This is a genomic window from Streptomyces sp. NPDC050416 (genome assembly GCF_044458845.1).
Classification (GTDB): domain Bacteria; phylum Actinomycetota; class Actinomycetes; order Streptomycetales; family Streptomycetaceae; genus Streptomyces.
Genome location: NZ_JBITII010000001.1, coordinates 601,168 through 623,997, shown reverse-complemented (window position 1 = coordinate 623,997; position 22,830 = coordinate 601,168). Strand labels below are relative to the sequence as shown.

At 71.9% G+C, this 22,830-nt stretch carries 23 protein-coding genes; 17 read left to right on the top strand and 6 right to left on the bottom strand.

Annotated features, from left to right (window positions below):
- Window positions 1-135 precede the first annotated feature (135 nt).
- Complete coding sequence (locus ACIBL4_RS02850; RefSeq protein WP_010042827.1) at window positions 136-267, bottom strand: LPFR motif small protein; 132 nt, start codon at window positions 265-267, stop codon at window positions 136-138.
- A 117-nt stretch (window positions 268-384) separates the two neighbouring features.
- The gene (locus tag ACIBL4_RS02845) at window positions 385-1,254 is read right to left on the bottom strand and encodes a hypothetical protein (protein WP_399405831.1); all 870 of its coding nucleotides are present in this window, start codon (window positions 1,252-1,254) and stop codon (window positions 385-387) included.
- 113 nt (window positions 1,255-1,367) lie between these two features.
- On the opposite strand from ACIBL4_RS02845, the gene ACIBL4_RS02840 reads away from it, so the two are divergent.
- Both ACIBL4_RS02840 and ACIBL4_RS02835 read left to right on the top strand, forming a co-directional pair.
- On the top strand, window positions 1,368-2,327 hold the full coding sequence (locus ACIBL4_RS02840; protein ID WP_399405829.1) for a GlxA family transcriptional regulator: 960 nt from the start codon (window positions 1,368-1,370) through the stop codon (window positions 2,325-2,327).
- A 26-nt stretch (window positions 2,328-2,353) separates the two neighbouring features.
- Entirely contained in the window at window positions 2,354-2,989 is a 636-nt protein-coding gene (locus ACIBL4_RS02835) for a DJ-1/PfpI family protein (protein ID WP_399405827.1), read from the top strand.
- On the opposite strand, the gene ACIBL4_RS02830 is transcribed toward ACIBL4_RS02835, so the two are convergent.
- Entirely contained in the window at window positions 2,982-3,731 is a 750-nt protein-coding gene (locus ACIBL4_RS02830; protein WP_399405825.1) for an enoyl-CoA hydratase/isomerase family protein, read from the bottom strand. The genes ACIBL4_RS02835 and ACIBL4_RS02830 overlap by 8 nt on opposite strands.
- A gap of 218 nt (window positions 3,732-3,949) precedes the next feature.
- On the opposite strand from ACIBL4_RS02830, the gene ACIBL4_RS02825 reads away from it, so the two are divergent.
- Window positions 3,950-4,456: an ATP-binding protein gene (locus ACIBL4_RS02825; protein WP_399406546.1), complete on the top strand. Its 507-nt coding sequence runs from the start codon at window positions 3,950-3,952 to the stop codon at window positions 4,454-4,456.
- A gap of 25 nt (window positions 4,457-4,481) precedes the next feature.
- Here ACIBL4_RS02825 and idi read toward each other — a convergent pair whose 3' ends face one another.
- The 3 genes from idi to galE all read right to left on the bottom strand — a co-directional run bounded on the left by idi (window position 4,482) and on the right by galE (window position 7,436).
- Complete coding sequence (gene idi, locus ACIBL4_RS02820) at window positions 4,482-5,075, bottom strand: isopentenyl-diphosphate Delta-isomerase (protein WP_399405823.1); 594 nt, start codon at window positions 5,073-5,075, stop codon at window positions 4,482-4,484.
- Between the two features lie 293 nt (window positions 5,076-5,368).
- Window positions 5,369-6,307, bottom strand: a complete 939-nt coding sequence (locus tag ACIBL4_RS02815) for a cation diffusion facilitator family transporter (protein WP_399405821.1) — start codon at window positions 6,305-6,307, stop codon at window positions 5,369-5,371.
- 157 nt (window positions 6,308-6,464) lie between these two features.
- Window positions 6,465-7,436, bottom strand: coding sequence for a UDP-glucose 4-epimerase GalE (gene galE / locus ACIBL4_RS02810; protein WP_399405819.1), 972 nt, complete (start codon window positions 7,434-7,436; stop codon window positions 6,465-6,467).
- 278 nt (window positions 7,437-7,714) lie between these two features.
- On the opposite strand from galE, the gene ACIBL4_RS02805 reads away from it, so the two are divergent.
- The 14 genes from ACIBL4_RS02805 to ACIBL4_RS02740 all read left to right on the top strand — a co-directional run bounded on the left by ACIBL4_RS02805 (window position 7,715) and on the right by ACIBL4_RS02740 (window position 22,825).
- On the top strand, window positions 7,715-9,520 hold the full coding sequence (locus ACIBL4_RS02805; RefSeq protein ID WP_399405817.1) for a DUF5941 domain-containing protein: 1,806 nt from the start codon (window positions 7,715-7,717) through the stop codon (window positions 9,518-9,520).
- Window positions 9,517-10,269, top strand: a complete 753-nt coding sequence (locus ACIBL4_RS02800; RefSeq protein ID WP_399405815.1) for a sugar phosphate nucleotidyltransferase — start codon at window positions 9,517-9,519, stop codon at window positions 10,267-10,269. Before ACIBL4_RS02805 ends, ACIBL4_RS02800 begins: the two co-directional genes overlap by 4 nt.
- Complete coding sequence (locus ACIBL4_RS02795; RefSeq protein WP_399405813.1) at window positions 10,257-11,318, top strand: iron-containing alcohol dehydrogenase family protein; 1,062 nt, start codon at window positions 10,257-10,259, stop codon at window positions 11,316-11,318. The genes ACIBL4_RS02800 and ACIBL4_RS02795 overlap by 13 nt, the downstream gene beginning before the upstream one ends.
- Entirely contained in the window at window positions 11,296-12,075 is a 780-nt protein-coding gene (locus ACIBL4_RS02790) for a CDP-alcohol phosphatidyltransferase family protein (protein ID WP_399405811.1), read from the top strand. The genes ACIBL4_RS02795 and ACIBL4_RS02790 overlap by 23 nt, the downstream gene beginning before the upstream one ends.
- A gap of 5 nt (window positions 12,076-12,080) precedes the next feature.
- Window positions 12,081-12,953 (top strand): glycosyltransferase family 2 protein, encoded by an 873-nt coding sequence (locus ACIBL4_RS02785; protein ID WP_399406544.1) that lies wholly within the window; start codon window positions 12,081-12,083, stop codon window positions 12,951-12,953.
- A 103-nt stretch (window positions 12,954-13,056) separates the two neighbouring features.
- Entirely contained in the window at window positions 13,057-13,986 is a 930-nt protein-coding gene (locus ACIBL4_RS02780; protein ID WP_399405809.1) for an ABC transporter permease, read from the top strand.
- Window positions 13,979-14,758, top strand: a complete 780-nt coding sequence (locus ACIBL4_RS02775) for an ABC transporter ATP-binding protein (RefSeq protein WP_399405807.1) — start codon at window positions 13,979-13,981, stop codon at window positions 14,756-14,758. The genes ACIBL4_RS02780 and ACIBL4_RS02775 overlap by 8 nt, the downstream gene beginning before the upstream one ends.
- Before the next feature lie 360 nt (window positions 14,759-15,118).
- Entirely contained in the window at window positions 15,119-16,021 is a 903-nt protein-coding gene (gene hpnC, locus ACIBL4_RS02770) for a squalene synthase HpnC (RefSeq protein ID WP_399405805.1), read from the top strand.
- Complete coding sequence (gene hpnD / locus ACIBL4_RS02765; RefSeq protein ID WP_399405803.1) at window positions 16,018-16,968, top strand: presqualene diphosphate synthase HpnD; 951 nt, start codon at window positions 16,018-16,020, stop codon at window positions 16,966-16,968. The genes hpnC and hpnD overlap by 4 nt, the downstream gene beginning before the upstream one ends.
- Window positions 16,965-17,441 carry a DUF6380 family protein gene (locus tag ACIBL4_RS02760; protein ID WP_399405801.1) on the top strand — a complete coding sequence of 159 codons (477 nt, stop codon included), beginning with the start codon at window positions 16,965-16,967 and terminating at the stop codon, window positions 17,439-17,441. Before hpnD ends, ACIBL4_RS02760 begins: the two co-directional genes overlap by 4 nt.
- Entirely contained in the window at window positions 17,438-18,850 is a 1,413-nt protein-coding gene (gene hpnE, locus ACIBL4_RS02755; RefSeq protein WP_399405798.1) for a hydroxysqualene dehydroxylase HpnE, read from the top strand. The genes ACIBL4_RS02760 and hpnE overlap by 4 nt, the downstream gene beginning before the upstream one ends.
- Window positions 18,850-19,983, top strand: a complete 1,134-nt coding sequence (locus ACIBL4_RS02750; RefSeq protein WP_399405796.1) for a polyprenyl synthetase family protein — start codon at window positions 18,850-18,852, stop codon at window positions 19,981-19,983. Before hpnE ends, ACIBL4_RS02750 begins: the two co-directional genes overlap by 1 nt.
- Window positions 19,984-20,105: 122 nt before the next feature.
- Window positions 20,106-22,184 carry a squalene--hopene cyclase gene (gene shc, locus ACIBL4_RS02745; protein WP_399405794.1) on the top strand — a complete coding sequence of 693 codons (2,079 nt, stop codon included), beginning with the start codon at window positions 20,106-20,108 and terminating at the stop codon, window positions 22,182-22,184.
- The gene (locus tag ACIBL4_RS02740; RefSeq protein WP_399405792.1) at window positions 22,184-22,825 is read left to right on the top strand and encodes a 1-hydroxy-2-methyl-2-butenyl 4-diphosphate reductase; all 642 of its coding nucleotides are present in this window, start codon (window positions 22,184-22,186) and stop codon (window positions 22,823-22,825) included. Before shc ends, ACIBL4_RS02740 begins: the two co-directional genes overlap by 1 nt.
- Window positions 22,826-22,830: the final 5 nt, after the last annotated feature.

Sequence of the window (22,830 nt, the reverse complement as noted above, 5' to 3'; positions counted from 1 at the left end):
TACCGCCTTCTCCACTGAGGTTGCGCGGCAATTGTGGCAGGTGACACCGACACTCGGGGTCAGGGCGGCACCGGGCAGGTCGGAACGGTTCCTGTCAGAACCCGCGGTCACACCCCGCGGCCCGGGCGCCGCCGCTCAGACCCTGCGGCTGCGGGTGGAGGACGAAGCGCCGCCGAAAAGGCGGGCCAGCGCCCGGAAGGGCAGCGTCACGACGGTGGCGATGGCGCCGCCGATCTGGCGCAGCACGTCTGCAATGGCACGGAACACGTGATTCCCCTTTCTCCTCTCCCGACCGCAGCGGCCGGGAGGGACCGGGTACCTCACCAAGACCTCACCATGCGTCACGGCCGAACACGTGTACCGGGGGTCGTGGACAGTGCCCGGTCAGCGCTTGCCGAGCAGATTCGCCGGATACGCCCCGGCCTCGAGCGCGGCCTGCGCGAACGCCGCCCCCAGCTCGGTCAGCCGGGCCACCCCCTCCGCGCCCAGGTGCTCGTACGGGGCCCGGTCCAGGCGGTCGGTCTCCTGCTCGATCTCCTCGCGCAGGGCGGCACCGCGCTCGGTGAGCTCGCCGGTGGCGTCCAGCAGCCCGCGTTCACACAGCCGGCCCGTCGCCGCGTCCCAGTCGTCCTGGCTCCAGCCGCGGGTGCTGAAGACCCACTTCGGTGTCATGCCCTTGCCCGTCGCCGTGTGGGTCACCATGGCCTCCAGCCCGTCCAGCCCGGCGGACATCAGCACGGCCAGATGCCCGTCGCCCCGGTGCTCGCGCAGCAGGGTCGCCGCGTGCCAGTACGCGAGGTGCGGCTCCTCGGGGACGGGCAGGTCGGCGTGGGCGGCGTACAGGGGCCGCGCCCCGCGCGTACAGGCCTCGGCGGCGCGCAGCGCGAGCCGCGCGGCCTCGGTCATCTCGGCCGAGGCCACGGCCTCTTCGCCCAGCAGACGCCGCAGCGTCGCGTCGACCGCACGCAGGCGTGCCGCCAGCACCCGGCCGGGCGTCGCGGTCTCCCACACCGCCGGCACATGCCGGGCCACGAGCTCGTACTTGTAGTTGTAGAAGGCCGCGGCCACCGCCCCGGCCCCGACCGGCCCGAGGGCGGCGGCCCGCACGGCGAAGTTCACGGCCCGGGGGTCGGTGACCCCGACAGCACCCAGTTCCCGGCCGACATCGGGCGAGAAATAGTGCGTGGAGTGCAGGGAGTTGAGCACGTTGTGGCAGCGTCGGCCGGCGCGCGGCTCAAGGGCGGCAGTCGTCATGCCCGGCAGGTTACCAACCGCTTGGTATGTCTTCCATGGCTGCGTCCCTCATGGCAGGAAAGGTGGGGAACTCGTCATTGCGGCCACCATGTGGCCCCCGAAGAATCGACGGCATGGCCCCGCGCACCGTTCTCGCCGTCCTCTTCGAGGGCGTGCAGAGCCTCGACGTCACCGGGCCCGTGGAAGTCTTCGCGGGCGCGGACCTGCTCTCACCCGGCGCGTACCGGATCCGCACGGCGTCCCTCGACGGCGCGCCCGTACGGACCACCAGCGGCCTGACCCTCGTGCCCGACGTGTCGCTGGCCACCGCGCCCGACGCGGACATCCTCCTCGTCCCCGGCGGAACGGGCTCCCTGTGCCCCGACCCGCGCCTGGTCGGCTGGGTGCGCGAACACGGGCCGCGCGCCGCCCGGCTGGTCTCCGTGTGCACCGGCGCCGCCGTGCTCGCCGCGGCCGGCCTGCTGGACGGCCGCCGGGCCACGACCCACTGGGCGTACTGCGACCGGCTCGCCCGTGACCACCCGGCCGTCGAGATCGACCCCGACCCCGTCTACGTCCGCGACGGACACATCGCCACCTCGGCCGGTGTCACCGCCGGCATCGACCTCGCCCTCGCCCTGGTGGAGGAGGATCTGGGCCGGGACGCCGCCCTCACCGTCGCCCGCCACCTGGTCGTGTTCCTGCGCCGGCCCGGGAACCAGGCCCAGTTCAGCGCCCAGCTCGCCGCCCAGACCGCACACCGCGAGCCCCTGCGGGAGGTCCAGCGCTTCATCACCGAACACCCCGGCGCCGACCTCTCCGTCGAAGCCCTCGCCACCCGCGCCCGCCTGTCACCCCGCCACTTCGCCCGCGCCTTCCGGTCCGAGACCGGTATGACGCCGGGCCGGTACGTGGACCGGATCCGCCTCGAACACGCCCGCCGCCTGCTGGAGGACACCACCGACGGCATCGAGGAGGTCTCCCGCACCAGCGGCTACGGCACCCCGGAGGCCATGCGCCGGGCCTTCGTCAAGGCCCTGGGCACGCCCCCGGCCGAGTACCGCCGCCGCTTCCGCACCGCGACGACGCCCTGACCACACCACCCGACCGGAAGGGTCCCATGCAGATCGCCATCGTCCTCTACGACCGCTTCACCGCCCTCGACGCCGTGGGCCCCTACGAGACCCTCGGCCGGCTCCCGGACGCGGAGACCGTCTTCGTCGCCGAGGAGAGCGGCCCCGTACGGAACGAGTCCGGCAACCTCGCCCTCGTCGCCGACCGGACCCTGGCCGAGGTACCGAACCCCGACATCATCGTGGTCCCCGGCAGCCCGGGCCCCCTCCCGCTGGCGGCGGACGGCCCCCTGCTCACCTGGCTGCGCTCCGCCGACGCCGGCAGCACCTGGACGACGTCCGTGTGCACCGGCTCCCTGCTGCTCGCCGCCGCCGGACTCCTCCGGGGCCGCCGCGCGACCTCCCACTGGCTGGCCCTGGAGGAGCTGAAGCGCCACGGCGCCGAGTCGACGGGAGAGCGGGTCGTCACGGACGGCAAGTACGTCACCGCGGCCGGCGTCTCAGCCGGCATGGACATGGGACTGACCCTGCTGGGCCGGATCGCGGGCGACACCCACGCGCAGATCGTCCAGCTCGCCACCGAGTACGACCCCCAGCCGCCCTACGACGCCGGATCACCCGAGAAGGCCCCCGCGCACCTCGTCGAACTGGTCCGCGAGCACTCCGGCATCATCCTCACCTAGGAACGCTCCAGCCGAACCGTGGCTGCCTGCGCTCCAGGAACGCGGCGACGCCCTCCGCGGTGTCGCCGCTCTCGCGTGCCCGCGCCGCCCAGTGCGCGTCGCGGTCCGTGCGCCCGTTAGCGAACTCCTTGGCCGCGGCCTGCGTCAGCTGCGAACGGGACGCCAGGGTCCGGGTGAACTCCGCGACCCGCTTGCCCAGTTCCCCCTCGGGCAGCACCTCGTCGGCCAGGCCGGTGCGCAGCGCACGCTCCGCGTCGATCAGTTCCCCCGAGAACAGCAGGTACTTGGCGGTGGCCGGACCCACCAGGGACACCAGCCGCCTGGTCGAGGACGCCGGGTAGACGATGCCGAGCTTCGCTGGCGTCACGCCGAACAGCGCCCCCTCCTCGGCGAACCGCAGATCACAGGCCGCCGCCAATTGAGCCCCGCCACCCACACAGTGCCCGCGCACCGCCGCCAGCGTCGGCTTCGGGAACGCGGCGAGCGCCTCCTCCGCCGCCACGGCCAGCCCCTGCGCCTCCTCCGGCGAGCCCCGCAGCGTCGAGATGTCGGCACCGGCGCAGAACGTCCCGCCCTCGCCGGTGAGCACCAGCGCCCGCACGGCCGGATCGCCCGCGAGCCGCTCCAGCAGCGGCGGCAGGGACCGCCACATCGCGGCCGTCATGGCGTTGCGCTTCTCGGGATGGCGGATGACGACCGTCGCGACCGAGTCGGTCACGCTGTACAGCAACTGCGGCTCCATGCGCCGGATGCTATCCGGATGCCAAACCCGTACAACCCGAATAGTTCGCCGAGACGGCACAACAGGGACAGGACCAGTCCCACAACTGACCGTGTCATACGCCAACGGTCATAAGTGCTCGATAGTTGCTGACTTCTGTTCAGCCCTGGGGTAGGGAGCGCATCCTTACCAACACTCGGGGTGTGGCGACAATCGAGCGCGAGGGTGGCGACCGGACGATGGACAACGACGGGCGTGGGTTCGGCCCACGCCCAGAGGGCGGCGCGGCGCCCCTCGGCCCCGGGCCCGCGGATCCGCTGCCGTACGAAGGGGTCTGGCGGTTCACCGCACCGGCGGTCGACGCCTCGGTGCCGCAGGCGCGGCACGCCGTACGGGACCTGCTGATGCGTCAGGGGGTGCCCGTCTCGGACGATCTGGCCCAGGGGCTGCTGCTGATCGTCTCGGAACTGGTGACGAACGCCGTGAAGCACGCGGCGGTGCTCTCACCGACCATCGCCGTCGAACTGGCCGTCGGTGCCGAGTGGCTGCGCGTGGCCGTGGAGGACAACCACCCCTACCGGCCGACCGCACTGGAGACCGACCACGGCCGGACCGGCGGCCGCGGACTGCTGCTGGTGCGGGAGATCACCCGGGAGGCGGGCGGGGTGTGCGAGGTCGACCACACCGCGAGCGGCGGCAAGGTGATCTGGGCCACCCTGCCGCTCAAACCCGTGCGCTTCCCCTAGGGATCCCGGTCCGCCAGGGCCGTCGTCACCAGCCGGCCGACGTGCCGGTCAGCTCCCTGATCGCCGGCCGGGCCGCGTCCAGGACGGTCATGAACCAGGACGAGAAGGTGTCCTTGGCGTGCCGCTCCGCCAGCTCGGGCGGGGTCACGAACGCCGTCGACGCCACCTCCTGAGGGTCCGGCCGCAGCACGGCCTGCACCATCCCGACGAAGAGGTGGTTGTACTCCTGCTCCACCAGACCGGACTCCGGGTCCGGGTGGTTGTAGCGGACCGTGCCCGCCTCGGCCAGCAGGGACGGGGAGGCGCCGAGTTCCTCGAAGGTCCGCCGCGCCGCCGCCGCGAAGGGCGCCTCACCGGGGTAGGGGTGGCCGCAGCAGGTGTTCGACCACACGCCGGGGGAGTGGTACTTGCCCAGCGCCCGCTGCTGGAGCAGCAGCCGGCCGTACTCGTCGAAGAGGAACACGGAGAACGCGCGGTGCAACTGCCCGGGCGGCTGATGGGCGGCGAGCTTCTCCGCGGTGCCGATCGTCACGCCGTCCTCGTCGACCAGTTCCAGCAAAATCGCGTCTGCGGCGCCGTTCGACGGGCTCTGCGTCGCGGTGGCAGGTGTGATCGGCATACCCATCCTTCACATCGGTCTTCGCATCCCAAGTCTGCCGTACGAATCCGGCGCTCCCGGCACTTCGCGACGCGCCCGCATGTCCCGCGCGGTGGCGCGGAGCGCGGCGGCGCCGCTCGGAAGAGGGACCCAGTAGGGGATCGTGCCCGGCGCGGTGGGCCGAAAATCGTCCCCGCCGGTGCGGCGAGAGCCAGGGCGCGGACGTGCGCCGGAGCGCTGCGTACACCGGCGCACTCACAGCCCAACGCGCCCCACCAGTGACGTCAACCCCAGGGGTCTCAGAGGCGGGCGCGTCAGTGGCAGAGGCGCGCCTCATGCTCCGCGTGCCCGCCCGGCTCCAGCTGGAAGGTGCAGTGCTCCACGTCGAAGTGGCCGCCGAGACAGTCCTGGAGCTCGTGGAGCATCTTCTCGTGGCCGATCGCGCTCAGGACGTCCGAGCTGACGACCACGTGCGCCGACAGCACCGGCATGCCGGAGGTGATCGTCCAGGCGTGCAGGTCGTGGACGTCCTCCACCCCGTCGGTCGCCAGGATGTGGGCCCGCACCTGAGCCATGTCGACACCCTTGGGCGCCGCCTCCAGCAGGACGTTCAGGGTCTCGCGCAGCAGCTTCACCGTGCGCGGCACGATCATCAGCGCGATGACGAGCGAGGCGATCGGGTCGGCGGCCTGCCAGCCGGTGAACATGATCACCAGGGCGGAGACGATCACCGTGACCGAACCCAGGGCGTCCGCCGCCACCTCCAGGAAGGCGCCGCGGACGTTCAGGCTCTCCTTCTGGCCGCGCATCAGCAACGCCAGCGACACCATGTTGGCGACCAGGCCGATGACACCGAACACGACAGCGAGGTGGCCCTCGGTGTCCGCCGGAGTGACGAAGCGCTGGACCGACTCGTACAGGACGTACCCGCCGACCCCGAGCAGCAACAGACAGTTGGCCAGGGCGGCGAGTATCTCGGCGCGGGCGTAGCCGAAGGTCGCCTGGTCGCTCGGCGGGCGGCTCGAGAAACGGATCGCGAGCAGCGCCATACCCAGGCCCAGCGCGTCCGTCGCCATGTGCGCCGAGTCCGCGACCAGCGCGAGCGAGTCGGCGAGCAGCCCGCCGACGATCTGGACGACCACGATGCCGAGCGTGATCGCCAGCGCGACCCGCAGCCTGCCGCGGTACGCCGAGGTCGCCGTACCGCCGGCCGACGCACCGTGCGCGTGCCCGTGATCGTGCCCAGCCCCCATGAAACCGCCCTCCGGTGTTCATCCGATTGTCGCCCTGATCGCTATCGAGCACCCCAGTGAACTACGGGGAGGGGGTATGCGCAACGCGGCACTGAACACCGTTGTCATGTGTCCTGACCTGCGGAAACGATGTGCAGGTCAGAGCGCCCTCAGGGCCTCAGGAGCCGTGGTGCAGGAGCCAGCCGCGCCAGGCCGACTCGGCCATCTCGCGCACCCCGCGCCGCGCGGTCCAGCCGAGTTCCTCCGCCACCCGGGCCGCCGAGGCGACCGCCCGCGGCGCGTCCCCGGGGCGGCGGCCCTCGACCAGCGGTGGCCGGCGGTCACCGGTGACCTCGCCGATGACCGTGATGAGTTCACGTACCGAGACACCCTCGCCCCGGCCGATGTTGACCGTCAGATCGCCCGTGACGCCCCCGCCGGCGAGCCGCCGGGCCGCCGCGAGATGCGCCTCGGCCAGGTCGGCGACGTGAATGTAGTCACGGACGCAGGTGCCGTCCGGGGTCGGATAGTCGTCGCCGAAGATCCTGGGCGCCTCGTCGCGCGTGAGCCGGTCGAAGACCATCGGCACGATGTTGAAGACGCCCGTGTCGGCCAGTTCCGGTGCGGTCGCTCCCGCCACGTTGAAATAGCGCAGACATACGGTGGAGATCCCGTGCGCCCGGCCCGCCGCCCGCACCAGCCACTCCCCGGCGAGCTTGGTCTCGCCGTACGGGTTCACCGGCGCGCAGGGCGTGTCCTCCGTGATGAGGTCCACACCCGGGTCGCCGTACACCGCCGCCGACGACGAGAACACGAAGCGCTCGATCCCGGCCCCGGCGACCGCCTCCAGGAGGGTCACCAGACCGCCGACGTTCTCCCGGTAGTACCGCGTCGGCTGCGCGACGGACTCGGCGACCTGCTTGCGCGCCGCGAGATGCACCACACCCGTCACGCCGTGCTCGGCGAACACCCGTTTCAGCAGGTCACCGTCGAGCGACGAGCCCTCGACGAGCGGTACGCCCGCCGGGAGCCGCGCGGGCACCCCGGCCGAGAGGTCGTCCAGCGCGAGGACGCGCTCCCCGGCCTCGTCCATGGCCCTGGCCACGTGGGCCCCGATGTAGCCGGCACCGCCGGTGATCAGCCAAGTCATGGTCGTCCACCCTATGCGGCCCTGACCGGACCCGGCCCGATGTCCTCGATGTCCGGTCTGGGGGCGCGGTTTGTGGGGCGGGCCCCGGATCCACGATGATGATCGCGGCAAAGGCCTGGGCGAACCACGTCGATCGAGCTGCCGAACAGGCGGTGAACGGGGCCCTCCCGGCATCCGATAGCCTCTGCCGACATGCCGCCCGGGAGCTTTCCGGCGCGGGCGCCCCCACCATGTACAGCACTGGCGCGGACGCGTCGGTACCCAGGGAGTGAATTCGGTTGTCGACCGCCATCCTCACCGGTCAGCCGGTCCCCGGATCGTCGATCGAGGGCGATCTGCGGTCCCTCGGCTTCGACGTGCGGGTCGCGGCCGACGCCGCCGAGGCCGAGACCCTGCTCGCCGGGGTGCCGGGCGAGCAGCGCGTGGCCCTGGTCGACGCCCGGTTCGTGGGGCATGTGCACGCGCTGCGCCTCGGCCTCACCGACCCCCGCTTCCCGCTCGCCGCGATCCCCGGCGCCGTCACGGCCCAGCCGGCCGGCCGCCAGGCCCTGACCCGGGCGATGGCCCGCGAGAACTCCGCGGGCGGCGGCACCACCCTGGTCGACAGCCTCGCCGACCGCATCGTCACCTCCCTGGACGCCGACGGCACCGAGGTGCACCGCCCCGAGCTGGGCAGCCTCGTCGCCGCCGTCCCCGCCGACCCGCAGGCCCGTAACGAGGCACGGCAGGCCGTGACGGACGTCGACGACGAGGCCGTACGCCTGAAGTCGGCCGTGAAGTCCCGCGACGGCTTCTTCACCACGTACTGCATCAGCCCGTACTCCCGGTACATCGCCCGCTGGTGCGCCCGCCGCGGCCTGACCCCGAACCAGGTCACCACCGCCTCGCTGCTCACCGCCCTCATAGCGGCGGCCTGCGCGGCCACCGGCACCCGCGGCGGCTTCGTCGCGGCCGGCGTCCTGCTGATCGCGTCCTTCGTACTCGACTGCACCGACGGCCAGCTCGCCCGCTACTCCCTGCAGTACTCCACGCTCGGCGCCTGGCTCGACGCCACCTTCGACCGGGCCAAGGAGTACGCCTACTACGCCGGCCTCGCCCTGGGCGCCGCCCGAGGCGGCGACGACGTCTGGGCCCTCGCCCTCGGCGCCATGGTCCTGCAGACCTGCCGGCACGTCGTGGACTTCTCCTTCAACGAGGCCAACCACGACGCCACCGCCAACACCAGCCCCACCGCCGCCCTCTCCGACAAGCTCGACAGCGTCGGCTGGACGGTCTGGGTGCGCCGCATGATCGTCCTGCCCATCGGCGAACGCTGGGCGATGATCGCCGTGCTCACGGCGGCCACGACTCCCCGCATCACCTTCTACGCGCTGCTCATCGGCTGCGCCTTCGCGGCGACCTACACGACAGCGGGCCGCGTGCTGCGCTCCCTGACCCGCAAGGCCGAGCGGACCGACCGGGCGGCCGGCGCCCTGGCCGACCTCGCCGACAGCGGCCCGCTCGCGCAGGGCTTCGCCGAGGCGTTCAAGAAGGCCGCCCGCAGGCTGCCGGGCTTCACCGCCCCCGCCGTCGCCCTGCTCGGCGGCCTCGCCGTCGTCCTCACCGCGGCGCTGACGGACTTCGGCGGCCCCTGGCCGGTCGTCGCCGCCCTCGCCTACGCCATCACCTCGGGCCTGGCCGTCGCCCGCCCCCTCAAGGGCGCCCTCGACTGGCTGGTCCCCCCGTTCCTCCGCGCCGCCGAATACGGCACCGTCCTCGTACTCGCGGCCAAAGCGGACGTGAACGGAGCCCTTCCTGCGGCTTTCGGGCTGGTGGGCGCGGTCGCCTACCATCACTACGACACGGTGTACCGCATCCGCGGCAACGCCGGAGCGCCCCCGGCCTGGCTGGTGCGTTCCATCGGGGGGCACGAAGGACGGACGCTGCTCGTCACCGTCCTCGCCGCGCTGCTCACCGCCTCGCAGTTCACGGTCGCGCTCACGGCTCTCGCCGTGGCCGTGGCCCTGGTGGTGCTCGTCGAGAGCATCCGCTTCTGGGTGTCCGCAGGGGCGCCCGCCGTACACGATGAAGGAGAACCCGCATGATCGGCCTCGTGCTGGCGGCCGGCGCCGGACGGCGTCTGCGCCCCTACACCGACAGCCTTCCCAAGGCTCTGGTGCCGGTGGGCCCCGCGGGCATAGAAGGCGAACCCACGGTTCTCGACCTGACCCTGGCCAACTTCGCCGAGGTCGGCCTCACCGAAGCCGCGATCATCGTCGGCTACCGCAAGGAGGCCGTGTACGCGCGCAAGGAGGCGCTGGAGGCGAAGTACGGCCTCAAGCTCACCCTCATCGACAACGACAAGGCCGAGGAGTGGAACAACGCCTACTCCCTGTGGTGCGGGCGTGACGCCCTCAAGGACGGTGTGATCCTCGCCAACGGCGACACCGTCCACCCGGTCTCCGTCGAGAAGACGCTGCTCGCCGCCCGCGGCGACGGCAAGAAGATCATCCTCGCCCTGGACACCGTGAAGGACCTGGCCGACGAGGAGATGAAGGTCGTCGTCGACCCCGCCAAGGGCATGACGAAGATCACCAAGCTGATGGACCCCGCCGAGGCCACCGGCGAGTACATCGGCGTCACCCTCATCGAGGGCGACGCGGCCCTCGAACTGGCCGACGCGCTGAAGACCGTGTGGGAGACCGACCCGCAGCAGTTCTACGAGCACGGCTACCAGGAGCTGGTGAACCGCGGCTTCCGTATCGACGTGGCGCCGATCGGCGACGTCAAGTGGGTGGAGATCGACAACCACGACGATCTCGCCCGTGGACGGGAGATCGCATGCCAGTACTGACCCGGCTCATCCCCTCGCCGCTGGTCGTGGACATCCGCCCGGGTGCCCTCGACGACCTGGCGTGCGTCCTCGCCGACGAGCGCATCTCGCACTCCGGCCGCCTCGCCGTCGCCGTCAGCGGCGGCTCCGGCGCCAGGCTGCGCGAGCGCATCTCGCCGAGCATGCCCGGCGCCACCTGGTACGAGGTCGGCGGCGGCACCCTCGACGACGCCGTCCGGCTGGCGAGCGACATAAAGGCCGGCCACTACGACGCGGTCGTCGGCCTCGGCGGCGGCAAGATCATCGACTGCGCCAAGTTCGCCGCGGCCCGGGTCGGCCTGCCCTTGGTCGCCGTGCCCACGAACCTCGCGCACGACGGCCTGTGCTCGCCGGTCGCCACCCTCGACAACGACGCGGGCCGCGGCTCCTACGGCGTGCCGAACCCGATCGCGGTCGTCATCGACCTGGACGTCATCCGCGAGGCCCCGGTCCGTTTCGTCCGCGCCGGCATCGGCGACGCCGTCTCCAACATCTCGGCGATCGCCGACTGGGAGCTGGCGGGCCGCGTCAAGGGCGAGCGGATCGACGGACTCGCCGCGGCCATGGCCCGCCAGGCCGGCGAGGCCGTACTGCGGCACCCGGGTGGCATCGGGGACAACGACTTCCTCCAGGTGCTCGCCGAGGCGCTGGTCCTCAGCGGCATCGCCATGTCGGTGTCGGGCGACTCGCGGCCGTCCTCCGGAGCGTGCCACGAGATCAACCACGCCTTCGACCTGCTCTACCCCCAGCGGGCCGCCGCCCACGGCGAGCAGTGCGGTCTCGGCGCGGCCTTCGCGATGTGGCTGCGCGGGGCGCACGAACAGTCGGCGTACATGGCCGAGGTGCTGCGCCGGCACGGGCTGCCCGTGCTGCCGGACGAGATCGGCTTCACGACGGACGAGTTCGTCAAGGCCGTCGAGTTCGCCCCGGAGACCCGGCCCGGCCGCTACACCATCCTCGAACACCTCGACCTGAACACCGAACAGATCAAGGACACCTACACCGACTATGTCAAGGCCATCGGTAGCTGAACTCCGCCCCGTCGTTCACCCCGCGGGGGTGAAGGACCGGCGCAGCGGTGAGCACTGGATGGGACGCCTCTACATGCGTGAGGTGTCCCTGCGGGTCGACCGTTACCTGGTCAACACGAGGGTCACGCCCAACCAGCTCACCTACCTGATGACCGTCTTCGGTGTGCTCGCGGCCCCGGCACTTCTCGTGCCGGGGATCCCGGGTGCCGTGCTCGGCGTGGTGTGCGTCCAGATATACCTCCTGCTGGACTGCGTCGACGGCGAGATCGCGCGCTGGAAGAAGCAGTACTCGCTGGGCGGCGTCTACCTGGACCGCGTCGGCGCCTACCTCACCGACGCCGCCGTGCTCACCGGCTTCGGCCTGCGCGCCGCCGACCTGTGGGGCGGCGGCCGGATCGACTGGCTGTGGGCCTTCCTCGGCACCCTGGCCGCCCTCGGCGCCATCCTGATCAAGGCCGAGACCGACCTCGTCGGCGTCGCCCGGCACCAGACCGGGAAGCCGCCGGTCCAGGAGGCCGCCGCCGAGATCCGCTCCTCCGGCATGGCGCTGGCCCGCAAGGCCGCCGCCGCGCTCAAGTTCCACCGCCTCATCCTCGGCATCGAGGCGTCCCTGCTGATCCTCGTCCTGGCGATCGCCGACCAGGTCCGCGGCGACCTGTTCTTCTCCCGGCTCGGCGTGGCCGTGCTGGCCGGCATCGCGCTGGTGCAGACCCTGCTCCACCTGGTGTCGATCCTCGCTTCGAGCAGGCTGAAGTGAGCGGTATGAAGGTCGGCGCCGTCATCATCACCATGGGCAACCGCCCCGACGAGCTGCGCGCCCTGCTCGACTCGGTCGCGGGGCAGGACGGCGACCCGGTCGAGGTGGTCGTCGTCGGCAACGGCTCGCCCGTCCCGGACGTCCCCGAGGGCGTCCGCACGATCGAACTGCCCGAGAACCTCGGCATACCCGGCGGCCGCAACGTCGGCATCGAGGCCTTCGGCCCGGCCGGCCGGGACGTCGACATCCTGCTGTTCCTCGACGACGACGGCCTGCTGGCCGGCCACGACACCGCCGAGCTGTGCCGCAAGGCCTTCAAGGCCGACCCGAAGCTCGGCATCATCAGCTTCCGCATAGCCGACCCGGACACCGGCGTCACCCAGCGCCGCCACGTCCCCCGGCTGCGCGCCGCCGACCCGATGCGCTCGTCCCGGGTCACCACCTTCCTCGGCGGCGCCAACGCCGTCCGCACCCGCGTCTTCGCCGACGTCGGCGGCCTCCCGGACGAGTTCTTCTACGCCCACGAGGAAACCGACCTGGCATGGCGGGCCCTCGACGCGGGCTGGATGATCGACTACCGGTCCGACATGGTGCTGTACCACCCGACGACCGCGCCCTCGCGGCACGCCGTCTACCACCGCATGGTCGCCCGCAACCGCGTCTGGCTCGCCCGACGCAACCTCCCCGCGCCGCTCGTCCCCGTCTACCTCGGCGTGTGGCTGCTGCTCACCCTCGTACGCCGTCCCTCGGGCCCCGCGCTGCGGGCCTGGTTCGGCGGATTCCGCGAGGGCTGGACCAGCCCGTGCGGACCACGCCGTCCGATGAAGTGGCGTACGGTGTGGCGGCTGACCCGGCTGGGCCGGCCCCCCGTCATCTGACAAGCTCGTATCGGAGTATCCGGGAGCACCCGGGCCGTACCCTGGCCCCCGGCTCATGCAGGCCCGGACAGGCCGCGCATCTCGAAGACGAAAGTTTCCACTAGTGAGTGAGACAACGCACGACGCCACGGTCGCGGTCAACGCGCCCGCGGCGCCCGACGAGGGACTCACGGCGAGGGAGCTCGCCGCCAAGTACGGGCTGAGCGTGAGCGGCGCCCGGCCGTCCCTCATCGAGTACGTCCGTCAGCTCTGGGACCGGCGGCACTTCATCCTCGCCTTCTCCCGCGCGAAGCTGACCGCCCAGTACAGCCAGGCCAAGCTCGGCCAGCTGTGGCAGGTGGCCACACCACTGCTGAACGCGGCCGTGTACTTCTTCATCTTCGGCCTGCTCCTGGAGGCCGACCGGGGCATGTCCCGCGAGGTCTACATCCCGTTCCTCGTCACGGGCGTGTTCGTGTTCACCTTCACGCAGAGCTCGGTGATGGCGGGCGTGCGCGCGATCTCCGGCAATCTCGGCCTGGTCCGCGCCCTGCACTTCCCGCGCGCCTCGCTGCCGATCTCCTTCGCGCTCCAGCAGCTCCAGCAGCTGCTGTTCTCGATGATCGTGCTGTTCGCCGTCGCGGTCGGCTTCGGCCACTACCCGGACCTGTCCTGGGCGCTGATCGTGCCGGTGCTCGTCCTGCAGTTCTGCTTCAACACCGGCCTCGCGCTGATCATGGCCCGGGCGGGCGCCAAGACCCCGGACCTCGCGCAGCTGATGCCGTTCGTGATGCGGACCTGGATGTACGCGTCCGGTGTGATGTTCTCCATCCCGATCTTCCTCGAGGACAAGCCGGACTGGATCGCGAACATCCTCCAGTGGAACCCGGCCGCGATCTACATGGACCTGATGCGCTTCGCCCTCATCGACGACTACGGCTCCGAGTACCTCCCCGACCACGTGTGGGCGGCCGCCGGCGGCTGGGCCGTGCTGTTCGCCCTGGGCGGCTTCGTGTACTTCTGGAAGGCGGAGGAGAGGTACGGCCGTGGCTGAGCGCAAGCAGGACGAACGGATCCCCACCGTCATCGCGGACGACCTGCACATCGTCTACCGCGTCAACGGCGCGAAGAGCGGCAAGGGCAGCGCCACGGCCGCCCTCAGCCGCATCCTCAAGCGCGGCGAGGAGCGCGGCGTGCGCAAGGTGCACGCGGTGCGCGGCGTCTCCTTCGTCGCCTACCGCGGCGAGGCCATCGGCCTGATCGGCTCCAACGGCTCCGGCAAGTCGACGCTGCTGCGCGCCATCGCCGGTCTGCTCCCCGCCGAGCAGGGCAAGGTCTACACCGACGGCCAGCCCTCGCTGCTCGGCGTCAACGCGGCCCTGATGAACGACCTCACCGGCGAGCGGAACGTCATATTGGGCGGGCTCGCCATGGGCATGTCCCGGGAGGAGATCAAGGAGCGCTACCAGGACATCGTCGACTTCTCCGGCATCAACGAGAAGGGCGACTTCATCACCCTGCCCATGCGCACCTACTCCTCCGGCATGGCGGCCCGGCTCCGCTTCTCCATCGCCGCGGCCAAGGACCACGACGTCCTGATGATCGACGAGGCCCTCGCCACCGGTGACCGCAAGTTCCAGAAGCGCTCCGAGGACCGCATCCGGGAGCTGCGCAAGGAAGCCGGCACGGTGTTTCTGGTCAGCCACAACAACAAGTCCATCCGCGACACCTGCAACCGCGTCCTGTGGCTGGAACGCGGCGAGCTGCGCATGGACGGCCCGACCGACGAGGTGCTCAAGGAGTACGAGAAGTTCACCGGCAAGTAGTCCGGCACGCCCAGGGCCTCGCCGGAACTGTTCCGGCGGGGCCCTGCGTCTGGCAAAAGAAGCGTCAACTCCGGGCTTACTTAGGAATCTTGGGGCCAATCGGTGTGTTCTCGTGATGTGCGGGACACCCTGGCGATCCTCGATGCGTTGTACAACGTAAGCTGTACCGGTCCCGAAACGCGGCAATCAGGGCGATAATGCGCGACATCGCTCGTCGCACCGCCGTGCGGACGGCTGGGCGGCGTGTCCGAAATAGTATGTATTGGGTCGGCAGTGTAGAACGGGAGATGTGACGGCGATGGCTACGGAAACTCCCCAGCTCCACGCAGCACGTGCCGTCCTCGCGCCGGGCAGCCGGCGGTGACGGGAACCGGCACGGCGCGCGCCCTCGACCCGGAGCGCGGCACGCTCGACAAGGCCGCGGGCGAGAACTTCCCGGTGGCCCCGTTCTTTCTGCCCCGGGCCTGGCGCACCGACCTCATGGCCGTCTACGGCTTCGCCCGTCTCGTCGACGACATCGGCGACGGTGACCTGGCCCCCGGCGGTGCCGACGCCCGACTGCTCGGCGTGTCCCCGCAGGAGGCCGAGGACCGGCTGGTCCTGCTGGACGCCTTCGAGGCCGACCTGCGCAGGGTCTTCGACTCGACCCCGCGTCACCCCCTGCTGCGCCGCCTTCAGCCGACCGTCCGCCGGTGTTCCCTGACCCCCGAGCCGTTCCTCGGCCTGATCGCCGCCAACCGCCAGGACCAGCTGGTAGGCCGGTACGAGACCTACGACGACCTCCTCGCCTACTGCGAGCTCTCCGCCAACCCCGTAGGCCGTCTCGTCCTCACCGTCACCGGCACTTCGACGCCCGAGCGGATCCGCCGCTCCGACATGATCTGCACGGCCCTCCAGATCGTCGAGCACCTCCAGGACGTGGCCGAGGACCTCGGCCGCGACCGTATCTACCTGCCCGCCGCCGACATGAAGCGCTTTCACGTCGAAGAGGCGGACCTCGCCACGAGATCCGCCGGAGCGTCGGTCCGTGCGCTGATTGCGTACGAAGCGCAAAGGGCCCGGGATCTCCTGAATGAAGGCGCCCCCTTGGTGGGTAGCGTCCACGGCAGGTTGAAGCTGCTGCTCGCAGGGTTCGTGGCGGGAGGAAGGGCGGCCGTCCGCGCGATCGCCGCCGCCGATTACGACGTACTTCCCGGCCCGCCCAAGCCCGGCAAGGTCCGGTTGCTGCGTGAGGTGGGCGTGACTCTGCGAGGAGAGAGGTGATCCGGACCGTGGAGTCGGAACCACACGCGTCCCCACCGGTACTCGCCGCTTACAGCTACTGCGAGGCCGTCACCGGGCGGCAGGCCCGTAACTTCGCCTACGGCATCCGGCTGTTGCCGACGCCCCAGCGCCGTGCCATGTCGGCGCTGTACGCGTTCTCGCGGCGGGTCGACGACATCGGTGACGGTGCGCTCGCCGACGACGTCAAGGTGGCCAGGCTGGAGGAGACCCGGGCGCTGCTCACCCGGATCCGCGAGGGCGACGTGGCGGAGGACGACACGGACCCGGTCGCCGTCGCCCTCACGCACGCCGCAGGACACTTCCCGATCCCGCTCGGCGGCCTGGACGAGCTCATCGACGGCGTCCTGATGGACGTACGCGGCGAGACCTACGAGACGTGGGACGACCTGAAGGTGTACTGCCGCTGTGTGGCGGGGGCCATCGGACGGCTCTCGCTCGGTGTGTTCGGCACCGAGCCGGGGGCGCGCGGCGTCGAGCGCGCGCCCGAGTATGCCGACACGCTGGGGCTCGCGCTCCAGCTCACCAACATCCTCAGGGACGTCCGTGAGGACGCCGTGGACGGGCGCACCTATCTGCCCGCCGACGACCTCGCCAAATTCGGCTGCTCGGCCGGGTTCTCCGGGCCACGGCCACCGGAGGGCTCCGACTTCGCGGGCCTCGTGCACTTCGAAGTGCGACGGGCCCGCGCTCTTTTCGCCGAGGGCTACCGGCTGCTTCCCATGCTCGACCGGCGCAGCGGCGCCTGTGTCGCCGCCATGGCCGGCATCTACCGCCGCCTGCTCGACCGCATCGAGCGCGACCCGGAGGCCGTGCTGCGCGGCCGCGTCTCCCTGCCCGGGCGGGAGAAGGCCTACGTCGCCGTGCGCGGCCTGTCGGGCCTGGACGCCCGCCACGTGACCCGACGGACGGTCAGGAGGCGCGCATGACGGACGGACTGATCCAGGGAGAGGCCACCACCACCCGCCCTGTGGGTGCGGGCCCGCGCTGCCGGACAGCACCTCGGAGCACAACGCCGCACGCCCGGCAGGCCCGGCATGAGACCGAGCCGACGCTTTCCCCGGCCCGTCGGCGGGGGAGCGCCCCGGTCGCCGGGGCTGGGACGGGGCGTTCCGCGCGCGTGACCTCGGTGGCGGAGCGAGGGTGTGACGTCCGGCAGAGCCGGCATGAGAGCGAGCCGGTGCTCTCCCTGGTCCGCCGGCGCAGGCGCGTCGGTGTCGGGTCCGGTGGTCTCGCCGGCGTGACCCCGGCGGCCGAGCGCGGGCACGGCGCCTCGTCCGGCCACACCGTCGGAGACAAGCGGCGGGCAACCCTCCGGCGTGGGGTGGCGTCCCTGACGGAGACGGTCGGTCGTGCGTCGTTCGAGCGGTACGGCCGCCGCGCAGGGGAGGGTGCACGATGACCCGAGGCACAGGATCCCGGGGACCGGTCGCCGACGGGCGGCACACCGTCGTGGTGGGCGGCGGGCTCGCCGGCATCACCGCCGCGCTCGCGCTCGCCGACGCGGGCGTGCGCGTCACCCTGCTGGAGGGCAGGCCGAGACTCGGCGGGCTGGCCTTCTCCTTCCAGCGCGGCGAGCTGACCGTCGACAACGGACAGCATGTGTACCTGCGCTGCTGCACCGCCTACCGCTGGTTCCTCGACCGCATCGAGGGCGCGGCGCTGGCCCCGCTCCAGGACCGGCTCGACGTGCCCGTCCTGGACGCCGCGCGTCCCGCGGGGCGACGGCTCGGCAGGCTGCGGCGCGACGCGCTGCCCGTACCCCTGCACCTGGGCCGCAGTCTCGCCACCTATCCGCACCTGTCGCTCGCCGACCGAGCCAGGGTGGGCCGGGCCGCCCTCGCGCTCAAGGGGCTCGACCTCGCCGATCCCGTCCTGGACACGCAGGACTTCGGCAGCTGGCTGGCCGCGCACGGCCAGTCGAAGCGCGCCGTCGAGGCCCTGTGGGACCTGGTCGGGGTCGCCACCCTCAACGCCGTCGCGGGCGACGCCTCCCTGGGGCTCGCCGCGATGGTGTTCAAGACCGGTCTGCTGTCCGACCCGGGCGCGGCCGACATCGGCTGGGCTCGCGTCCCGCTGGGCGACCTGCACGACCGGCTGGCCCGCAAGGCGCTCGACTCCGCGGGCGTCCGTACCGAGGTCCGTGCACGCGTCACCTCCGTCTCCGAGAATGTGAACGGAGGGTGGAGCGTCCAGGCTCCCGGCGAGACGCTCCAGGCCGACGCCGTCGTGCTCGCCGTACCCCAGCGCGAGACGCACGACCTGCTGCCCGCGGGTGCCCTCGACGCGCCGGAGCGGCTCCTGGAGATCGGCACCGCGCCGATCCTCAACGTCCATGTGGTGTACGACCGCAAGGTGCTCACCCGGCCGTTCTTCGCCGCCCTCGGCACCCCGGTGCAGTGGGTGTTCGACCGGACCGAGGCGTCCGGACTGCGCGAGGGGCAGTACCTCGCGCTGTCGCAGTCGGTGGCCCAGGACGAGATCGACGAACCCGTGGCCGTGCTGCGCGAGCGGTACCTGCCCGAGCTGGAGCGGCTGCTGCCGCCCGCCCGCGGTGCCGATGTGAAGGACTTCTTCGTCACCCGGGAGCGCACCGCGACGTTCGCTCCCACCCCCGGCGTCGGGCGCCTCAGGCCCGGCGCCCGCACCAAGGCATCCGGCCTCTACCTGGCCGGAGCGTGGACCGCCACCGGGTGGCCCGCGACCATGGAGAGTGCGGTCCGCAGTGGTGTGAGCGCGGCGGACGCCGTGCTGGGCGCCCTGGGCCGGCCCCGCCCGCGGCACCTCTTCGAGTTCGAGGAGGCGGCGTGATGCTCGCTCGGAACAGCGCGGCAGACGGCCCCCGCACCCCCGGTACCGCGACAAGAGGAGAGACTGTGCCCACTGTGCCCCCGGCCTCGAAGACTGCCGAGGCGGTGGACGTGACCGCGCTGCTGGAGCGCGGCCGGACCCTGGCCACTCCGGTACTGCGGGCGGCCATCGACCGCCTGGCACCTCCCATGGACACTGTTGCCGCCTACCACTTCGGATGGATCGACGCCCAGGGCCGGCCCGCGGCGGGCGACGGCGGCAAGGCCGTACGCCCCGCCCTCGCGGTGCTGTCCGCCGAGGTCATGTCCGCCGCCCCCGAGACCGGCATCCCCGGCGCCGTCGCCGTGGAACTCGTCCACAACTTCTCCCTCCTCCACGACGACCTGATGGACGGCGACGAACAGCGCCGCCACCGCGACACGGTCTGGAAGGTGCACGGCCCCGCCCAGGCCATCCTGGTCGGCGACGCCCTGTTCGCCCTCGCCAACGAGGTGCTGCTCGAACTCGGCACCGTCGAGGCCGGCCGCGCCACCCGCCGCCTGACCACCGCCACCCGCGCCCTGATCGACGGTCAGGCCCAGGACATCTCCTACGAGCACCGCGACCGTGTCACCGTCGAGGAGTGCCTGGAGATGGAGGGCAACAAGACCGGCGCCCTGCTCGCCTGCGCCAGCTCCATCGGTGCGGTCCTCGGCGGCGCCGACGACCGCACCGCCGACACGCTGGAGAAGTACGGCTACCACCTGGGCCTCGCCTTCCAGGCCGTCGACGACCTCCTCGGCATCTGGGGCGACCCGGACTCCACCGGCAAGCAGACCTGGAGCGACCTGCGCCAGCGCAAGAAGTCACTGCCGGTCGTCGCCGCGCTCGCGGCGGGCGGGTCCGCCTCCGAGCGGCTCGGCGAGATCCTCGCCGCGGATGCCAAGGCCAGTGACTTCGAGAACTTCTCCGAGGAGGAGTTCGCGGCCCGAGCCGCCCTCATCGAGGAGGCGGGCGGCCGCGAATGGACCGCCGACGAGGCACGCCGTCAGCACACCATCGCCATCGAAGCCCTCGACGCCGTCGACATGCCCGACCGGGTGCGGGAGCAGTTCACGGCCCTCGCGGACTTCGTCGTCGTACGAAAGAGATGATCACTATCGGTCGAATAGCCCTCGCGTAGTCGCCGGCCGGTGCCGCGAGACACCACGGAGCACCGGCCGACGGCGGACCCACAGCAGCTGCACACCTTGCACCACTGCACGAAGGGGAAGCCATGACAGCGACGACCGACGGAAGCACCGGGGCCCCGCCACCCCGCGCTGCCGCGGCCAGCGACACCGCCATCGACAACACCACCCCCGCGGCGGCCGGGGTACCGCAAGCCGCCGCCCGCGCCGCACAACGCGCCACCGACTTCCTGCTCTCCCTCCAGGACGCCCAGGGCTGGTGGAAGGGCGACCTCGAGACCAACGTCACGATGGACGCCGAGGACCTGATGCTCCGCCAGTTCCTCGGCATCCGCGACGAGAAGACCACTCAGGCCGCGGCGCTGTTCATCCGCGGTGAGCAGCGCGAGGACGGCACCTGGGCCACCTTCTACGGCGGCCCCGGCGAACTCTCCGCCACCATCGAGGCCTACGTCGCCCTCCGCCTGGCCGGCGACGACCCCGGCGCGCCGCACATGGCGAAGGCCTCCGCCTGGATCCGCGAGCAGGGCGGCATCGCCGCCGCCCGGGTCTTCACCCGCATCTGGCTGGCCCTGTTCGGCTGGTGGAAGTGGGAGGACCTGCCCGAACTGCCCCCGGAGCTCATCTACTTGCCGAAGTGGGTGCCGCTCAACATCTACGACTTCGGCTGCTGGGCGCGGCAGACCATCGTCCCGCTGACGATCGTCTCCGCGAAGCGGCCGGTACGCCCCGCGCCCTTCCCGCTGGACGAGCTGCACACCGACCCGGACCGTCCGAACCCGGCCAAGCCGCTCGCGCCGGCGTTCAGTTGGGACGGCGCCTTCCAGCGGATGGACAAGGGCCTGCACGCCCTGCGGAAGGTCGCGCCGCGCCGGCTGCGCAGAGCCGCGATGAACAGCGCCGCCCGCTGGATCATCGAGCGGCAGGAGAACGACGGCTGCTGGGGCGGCATCCAGCCCCCGGCCGTGTACTCGATCATCGCCCTGCATCTGCTCGGCTACGACCTGGAGCACCCGGTGATGCGGGAGGGGCTGGCGTCCCTGGACCGGTTCGCCGTGTGGCGCGAGGACGGGGCCCGGATGATCGAGGCCTGCCAGTCGCCGGTGTGGGACACCTGCCTGGTCGCGATCGCGCTCGCGGACGCCGGACTGCCCGCCGACCACCCGCAGTTGGTGAAGGCCGCGGACTGGATGCTGGGCGAGGAGATCGTCCGGCCCGGTGACTGGTCGGTGCAGCGGCCCGGACTGCCGCCCGGCGGCTGGGCGTTCGAGTTCCACAACGACAACTACCCCGACATCGACGACACCGCCGAGGTGATCCTCGCGCTGCGCCGGATCGCCCACCACGACCCGGTGCGGGTCGACAAGGCCGTCGGGCGCGGCGTGCGCTGGACGCTCGGCATGCAGTCGAAGAACGGCGCGTGGGCCGCCTTCGACGTCGACAACACCAGCCCGTTCCCGAACCGGCTGCCCTTCTGCGACTTCGGCGAGGTCATCGACCCGCCCTCCGCCGATGTCACCGCGCACGTCGTCGAGATGCTCGCGGTGGAGGGCCTCTCCCACGACCCGCGCACCCGGCGCGGCATCGAGTGGCTGCTGGCCGAACAGGAGCCCGACGGCTCCTGGTTCGGCCGCTGGGGCGTCAATTACGTCTACGGCACCGGGTCGGTCGTACCCGCCCTGGTGGCCGCGGGCATCCCCGCCGCGCACCCGGCGATCCGCCGGGCCGTGACCTGGCTGGAGTCGGTCCAGAACGACGACGGCGGCTGGGGCGAGGACCTGCGCTCCTACAAGTACGTCAAGGAGTGGAGCGGCAGGGGCGCCTCGACCGCCTCCCAGACGGCGTGGGCCCTGATGGCCCTGCTCGCGGCGGGGGAGCGGGACTCCAAGGCCGTCGAACGCGGCATCGAGTGGCTCGCCGCCACCCAGCGGGAGGACGGTTCCTGGGACGAGCCGTACTTCACGGGAACGGGCTTCCCGTGGGACTTCTCGATCAACTACCACCTCTACCGGCAGGTGTTCCCGCTCACCGCGCTCGGCCGGTACCTGCACGGGGAGCCCTTCGCCGACCGGCACCAGGGCGCCGGGGCGGCCGGGAAGCCGCTCGCCGCGGCCGAGGGGAGCGGGGAGACCGGGAAGCCGCTCGCCGACGCCGAGGGGAGCTGATGAGCACACAGCCCGCTCCGGCCCCGCTGCTGATCGCCTGCGCGCTCGGCATCGAGCAGTTCGCCCTGCGCGCGGGGGACCGTGGCGGCGCCGGCGGGCCGGTCACCGTGCTGCGGACCGGGATGGGGCCGGCGGCGGCCGAGCGGTCCGTCACCCGGATGCTCGCCGGTCCGGCCCTGCGCGACGCCGCCGTTCTGGCCACCGGCTTCTGCGCGGGGCTCGCGCCCGGCATGCACCCCGGTGACCTGGTCGTCGCCGAGGAGACCCGCGACCCGCGCGGCACGACCGCCTGCGTCGGGACCGACCTGCTGGTCAAGGAGCTGGGCCGCGCGGTGCCCGGGCGGACCGTGCACACCGGGCCGCTCACCGGCTCCGACCACGTCGTCCGAGGTCACGAACGGTCCGATCTGCGCGCGACCGGCGCCATCGCGGTCGACATGGAGTCGGCGGCCACGCTCCTGAGCGCCGTGCGCGCGGGCGAGCGCCCGGTTGCGGCCGTCCGGGTGGTCGTGGACGCTCCAGAACATGAACTCGTCCGGATCGGCACGGTGCGCGGTGGAATATCAGCTTTCCGTGTTCTTCGTTCCGTCCTACCCGCTTTCTTCGAATGGCACCGTTTCTTGCTGCTCCCCAGGAGGTGAGCCAG

Coding starts and splice junctions, on each gene's coding strand:
- ACIBL4_RS02825 (WP_399406546.1), top strand. CDS start 3,950: ATGGACAACGACGGGCGTGGGTTCGGCCCACGCCCAGAGGGCGGCGCG.
- ACIBL4_RS02840 (WP_399405829.1), top strand. CDS start 1,368: ATGGCCCCGCGCACCGTTCTCGCCGTCCTCTTCGAGGGCGTGCAGAGC.
- ACIBL4_RS02750 (WP_399405796.1), top strand. CDS start 18,850: ATGCTCGCTCGGAACAGCGCGGCAGACGGCCCCCGCACCCCCGGTACC.
- ACIBL4_RS02830 (WP_399405825.1), bottom strand. CDS start 3,731: ATGGAGCCGCAGTTGCTGTACAGCGTGACCGACTCGGTCGCGACGGTC.
- ACIBL4_RS02740 (WP_399405792.1), top strand. CDS start 22,184: ATGAGCACACAGCCCGCTCCGGCCCCGCTGCTGATCGCCTGCGCGCTC.
- ACIBL4_RS02785 (WP_399406544.1), top strand. CDS start 12,081: ATGAAGGTCGGCGCCGTCATCATCACCATGGGCAACCGCCCCGACGAG.
- ACIBL4_RS02760 (WP_399405801.1), top strand. CDS start 16,965: ATGACGGACGGACTGATCCAGGGAGAGGCCACCACCACCCGCCCTGTG.
- ACIBL4_RS02795 (WP_399405813.1), top strand. CDS start 10,257: ATGCCAGTACTGACCCGGCTCATCCCCTCGCCGCTGGTCGTGGACATC.
- hpnE (WP_399405798.1), top strand. CDS start 17,438: ATGACCCGAGGCACAGGATCCCGGGGACCGGTCGCCGACGGGCGGCAC.
- ACIBL4_RS02800 (WP_399405815.1), top strand. CDS start 9,517: ATGATCGGCCTCGTGCTGGCGGCCGGCGCCGGACGGCGTCTGCGCCCC.
- ACIBL4_RS02790 (WP_399405811.1), top strand. CDS start 11,296: ATGTCAAGGCCATCGGTAGCTGAACTCCGCCCCGTCGTTCACCCCGCG.
- ACIBL4_RS02835 (WP_399405827.1), top strand. CDS start 2,354: ATGCAGATCGCCATCGTCCTCTACGACCGCTTCACCGCCCTCGACGCC.
- shc (WP_399405794.1), top strand. CDS start 20,106: ATGACAGCGACGACCGACGGAAGCACCGGGGCCCCGCCACCCCGCGCT.
- ACIBL4_RS02845 (WP_399405831.1), bottom strand. CDS start 1,254: ATGACGACTGCCGCCCTTGAGCCGCGCGCCGGCCGACGCTGCCACAAC.
- idi (WP_399405823.1), bottom strand. CDS start 5,075: ATGCCGATCACACCTGCCACCGCGACGCAGAGCCCGTCGAACGGCGCC.
- ACIBL4_RS02815 (WP_399405821.1), bottom strand. CDS start 6,307: ATGGGGGCTGGGCACGATCACGGGCACGCGCACGGTGCGTCGGCCGGC.
- galE (WP_399405819.1), bottom strand. CDS start 7,436: ATGACTTGGCTGATCACCGGCGGTGCCGGCTACATCGGGGCCCACGTG.